The sequence below is a fragment of the Vibrio sp. 1069 genome, assembly GCF_033340555.1.
The window spans coordinates 1-1,225 of sequence record NZ_JAWOWP010000076.1 but is presented as its reverse complement, the minus strand read 5'-3'; the positions used below and the strand labels follow the sequence as shown (position 1 = coordinate 1,225).

Below are 1,225 nucleotides of genomic sequence, written 5' to 3'. Positions count from 1 at the left end.
CATCATTTCAAACACACCCATCCACTCTTCGCGATTTGCCATTTGTATCAACATGGATTTGGCCTGTGTTTCCAACTGCTGCGGATACACGTAATAACGGTTGTAACCAAAGTATGCGCACATCAGTAATAGAACGAGTGCAAATGAGGTTGTTCTTGTCATGCAAGCTGCCTCTTGTTGTTATAAAAATCCTGCTTCGTTAGTTCAGTATAGGAAGCAAGCAAAGTTTAGGTTATAGAACTTGCTCAAATAACAGAGAACAGTCAGAGACAGTCAATTCTATGACAAGCTCAGTACCGGTTTTACTTATGAAACATGACAAATTCTAAGAGCTTGAACTATGGAATATGCACACCGATCTGGGTTGTCACCATGCGGTGATCTGAGCCTTGTGGTAAAGCAGACGATTCACGAGCGCAGATGATTCGCTGTCCTTGCTCAGATTTTAGCCACAAATGATCAATGCCTATCATCATCGGCTCTGGCACGTTGATGCCTTTGATGTTAGTTGGCCAGCTCGTCACTGGCGCGGTTTGAAAACTCGGGAATAGCGCAGAAAAACGAGGGCTAACCGAGGAGAGATTGAAATCCCCCACAACCAACACCTCTGGCTCGGGATAAAGCGCGGTCAGCGTTTCTATGGTTCGCACCAACGCATTTCTTTGATGCCAAAGCTCGCTGGTTCTTGGTGACGGTGGATGAGCCGCAAACAAAGTGATCGGTGCTTGACCTTTAGGCAACCAAACCGCTCTGATGACTTCTTGTCCATTTGGCGCACGATAAACCGAAACTTCCGTGATGGGGTGTCGGCTAAGAATCATCAAATTTGAAGGGTACCCCACGTCACGTTGTCCACCATAATAATGCGGATAGACATCATCCAACATGTGCAAGAGGCTGCCAACACGCGGCGTCAGCTCTTGCATCACCACCAAATCAGCAGGATGCCTCAACAGATAGTTGATGAACTGATTGATGTCTGAGTTTTCGTAAAAAAGATTGAATTGAATGACGCTCAAAGACTGCGAGCAAGACGCCACATGGCTGCGCTGCGGCGGAACAAGTAACAAGACAAACAAAATAGCGACAAAGGCAGAAAATGCACTTTGCAACCATCGACGAGTGATGAAAAACGCCGAGGCTAACACAACGTAAGTGAACACAATGAGGGCGGGAATCGAGGTAAGATTCTCCGCCCACCAAATATGTTCAATTTGCCTGACCG

At 46.5% G+C, this 1,225-nt stretch carries 1 protein-coding gene; it reads right to left on the bottom strand.

The genetic code is table 11. From position 1 onward, the window contains the following. Positions 1-338 precede the first annotated feature (338 nt). Positions 339-1,225: endonuclease/exonuclease/phosphatase family protein (locus R7040_RS24520; protein WP_318097278.1), on the bottom strand; the 887-nt coding region annotated here is incomplete at its 5' end.